The sequence below is a fragment of the Marinobacter sp. B-12 genome, from assembly GCF_056857915.1.
On sequence record NZ_JBSXOB010000003.1, the window covers coordinates 1 to 3,084 of the forward strand.

A 3,084-nucleotide genomic window follows, 5' to 3' on the forward strand; every position below is an offset into this window, starting at 1 on the left:
GATGCAATACATGAATTTCCACAAGTGTCTCCTGAGTCAACATCGGCCGCCGCCCTGATCATGGTATTAGGCGGCCATTTTGCCCCAGGTGGGTCAATTTTAAGTCGGCGCTAGTGGGTCAGTATTACTCCGGCGGTGACACCCATGTCTTTGTTACTGTTCTCATCAAGGCCACCAAAATTTCTAGCCAAGGTATCAATCACAATCAAAGCCGGTGCCCCATACTGTTCCACTTTCGCCTTGATACCCTTCACTACCTGTTTCACAGCTTCCCATTCCGTGAGCGGTGCAGCAGTGGTGCTAACGTAAAGACTTCCAAGCGGCACTCCTCGATACTTGCACCAGGCGCCAAGCCTACGGCCTATCCCGGCGTGCCCCTCACCGGCGATATAAAACACTGGTCCCTGCTTCACCGGGAAACCCTGCCAAGTCTCACCTGTGGCGATACAACAGGCCATGTCCAGGGCAATGAATGATTTACCCACTCCGGGTTCACCAAACAGGATTACCATTGCATTAGCCTCAATATACCGCTCTACCAGCCATTGAACGGGCGAATTTTTCGCAATCAACTTAGCACCGGAAATGAAACGGAAACCGCGGCGAAGCGGCGCCCGCTCTACCTGTTCCAGCGGCGACAAGTCATCAAACAGGTTCACGATGGTCTGACTGTCCGCCAGCACTTTTGCCAGAGGATATTTCCACAACCATTCCTTTGCTGATTCGCGGTTGCCTCCCCGCCGATCCAGTGCAGCTCCGGCCAAAAAATGCTCTTTATCAGTTAGCACCGTCAGAATTGATTCCTTGTTCTCCCCGGCGCTCACCATTTCCTGACATACCCAATAAAGGGCTTCCGAGCGGTCCACCTCGTCTGAACCATACTTCGGATAGTCCTTTGCCAGCGGTCCCTCACCGGTTCGGACTAGGGTTTTAACATTCTCGCTTATTCGCATATCATCCAATGACACCCGCGGTGCTTCCGGGTCCCATTCCAGGTCATCCACGGTGTGAATTGCGTCAGCGCTGGCGGATTGTCCGAACCAATCCGAATACAGCGTTTCAAGGGCGGCACCGCCTGCTTCAACGGTGCCTACACCCTCCACTACATCAGCCGTTATCGTGAAAAACCGGCCTTCCTGATACATTTCCCGGCCTGCTTTGTTGTCGCAGTGGCCTTTGCCGGGCAGCTTCCCTTTGCAGATAATGTGCAACCCCTTACCGGACGGTGATCTTTCGGTGAATGACTGCAATTCATCTATAGCCCGCCTGGCGTCGTCCCGCAGGTTCCCGGACTCATCAAAACAGTTGTCCAGGTCTACCCCTACGAACGGATCATCAGCGGTGAAGACGAACCCTATGCCGGTGTAGCCTTCCAGCAGGTACGCTTCATACACGTCATCAAAGGTGCCCCAGTGTTCCTTCCGCTTAGTACTGGCCTTCTTTCCGGTTGCCGGGTTGTACGGCACCTTGGTTACCTTTTTGGTGCCATCCCGCCTTGTTATTTCTTCAGCTTTCCAGACTATCCATTGCCGGTATCGCTGTAGTTCTTCCGGCACTGCTTCCAGGTTCGGCTGTATTAGACCCGGTGGTATGTCGGGGGCTGTTTTTTCAGAAAGTTCCATGGAGGCTCACCTCTGTTACTGGTGTGTACGGAAGGGCTTCTGTTTGAAGATGTCTAAAGCAGCCGAAAACAAATTGCTCTATCGCTTCCAGGGTGCGGCTTTGGAACGAATCTTTCTGGAACAGTGTTCTGACCCAATCAATCGGAACCAAGTTGCAGTGCCGGCCCATGTACAGCTCAATTTTGTCCGCGTTTAGCCGGTCGATCAGTTGGGGCGGCGCACTTGCTGTAAGCCGCATATCAATTAGCAATCCGCCTTGTTCGTCAATTGCAGCCATTACCCCCAGTATCGGATGTGGCACCTGTACTGACGTCAAGAACACAGTGTCAGATAAACTCATGATCCGCCCCTTATGCGTGGTGACTTTCGGTGCTGTTTTGTGACTGAGCCAATAGGCGTTCAACGGCATCATCAGGCCAGGCCAAAAAGCGGTTGGGGAGTTTTACAGGGCGGATACCCAGATAAGAACCGGTGCGGCATAGTGCCGAACGGATGGTGTTGGGTTTGACGTGCAGTTTTTCAGCGAGTTGGTCTGTAGTCAGCATGACTATGGCTCCTTAGATTGCGTTGCATTCAACGGGAGCCACGATAACGGAAGGGCTTACTTTGCTTGGGACAAAAGAGTTAGTAGCTCTTGGGCTTATCTCTAGCTGCTCTTTTCCTCAGCCGCTCAATACCTTGTTCAGTATTGGGCGTAGCACCATCGGTGTTCCAACTAGCAGGCCAAGGAATTGAACCGTCATCAGGCAGGAGGAAAAGGAACCTTGGATCTTCAGTTTCGGCGTCCAGGGCAACTGCGTTTGCCGCCTCCCGGAGAGAAACCGGCTCGGATTTTTCGCTTTCTTCCTCCATTAGAAAACGATAGGCATGAACCAGATTAATCAGGTAATGGATAATATCTTTATCGGTTCGCCCCTCCCGTCTCTGGCCATGCTTTCGTTTTGGCTGAAAGGAAAGCAGGGCGATGATCAGCTTCTGATTAATCTCTCGAAAACAGTACATCCGTTGTTGCAGCCCCACCGAATACCAGGCCTGACACCAATGCGCTGGCCTGTAACCCAATGTCCGACCGCTCAACAGTGTGAGCGTCAGCCCTTTTTCAGGTGACAATTCGAGATCCGAAGCGATAAATCTACGATCAGAAATCTGATCACTTGCCGCCACCTGCTCAAACATACCGTATAACGCATCATCGGCAGGAATCAGCACAGTTAGCGGCTCGCGAGCCCATTCATTGACGATGATGAACAGAGTAAGGTTTAAACCAACCACAATTAGACCCGCTTTTTTTCCAGGCGGTTAACCGCCATTTCCATCAGATGAGTTATGGTGATTTCTGGTGTATGGAGGCAGGTTGAAAGGGTGGCGTATCCTGTTGGTTGATCTCGACCAAGATCACAACCAACAGAGGGATGATACGCCATGTCAAAGTCTACCCTGCACGCTCTTTCACAACCAGAGC

At 51.9% G+C, this 3,084-nt stretch carries 5 protein-coding genes; all 5 read right to left on the reverse strand.

The annotated features are described in order from the left end of the window. Positions 1-110: 110 nt before the first annotated feature. Positions 111-1,622, reverse strand: coding sequence for an AAA family ATPase (locus tag AC13D2_RS00030; RefSeq protein ID WP_482938008.1), 1,512 nt, complete (start codon positions 1,620-1,622; stop codon positions 111-113). After that, on the reverse strand, positions 1,609-1,962 hold the full coding sequence (locus tag AC13D2_RS00035) for a hypothetical protein (protein ID WP_482938009.1): 354 nt from the start codon (positions 1,960-1,962) through the stop codon (positions 1,609-1,611). Before AC13D2_RS00035 ends, AC13D2_RS00030 begins: the two co-directional genes overlap by 14 nt. 10 nt (positions 1,963-1,972) lie before the next feature. Then, on the reverse strand, positions 1,973-2,167 hold the full coding sequence (locus tag AC13D2_RS00040) for a helix-turn-helix transcriptional regulator (RefSeq protein ID WP_482938010.1): 195 nt from the start codon (positions 2,165-2,167) through the stop codon (positions 1,973-1,975). Positions 2,168-2,246: 79 nt separating this feature from the next. Continuing rightward, positions 2,247-2,894 (reverse strand): hypothetical protein, encoded by a 648-nt coding sequence (locus tag AC13D2_RS00045; protein ID WP_482938011.1) that lies wholly within the window; start codon positions 2,892-2,894, stop codon positions 2,247-2,249. A 2-nt stretch (positions 2,895-2,896) separates the two neighbouring features. Further along, on the reverse strand, positions 2,897-3,084 hold a 188-nt coding region (locus AC13D2_RS00050), incomplete at its 5' end, for a hypothetical protein (RefSeq protein ID WP_482938012.1).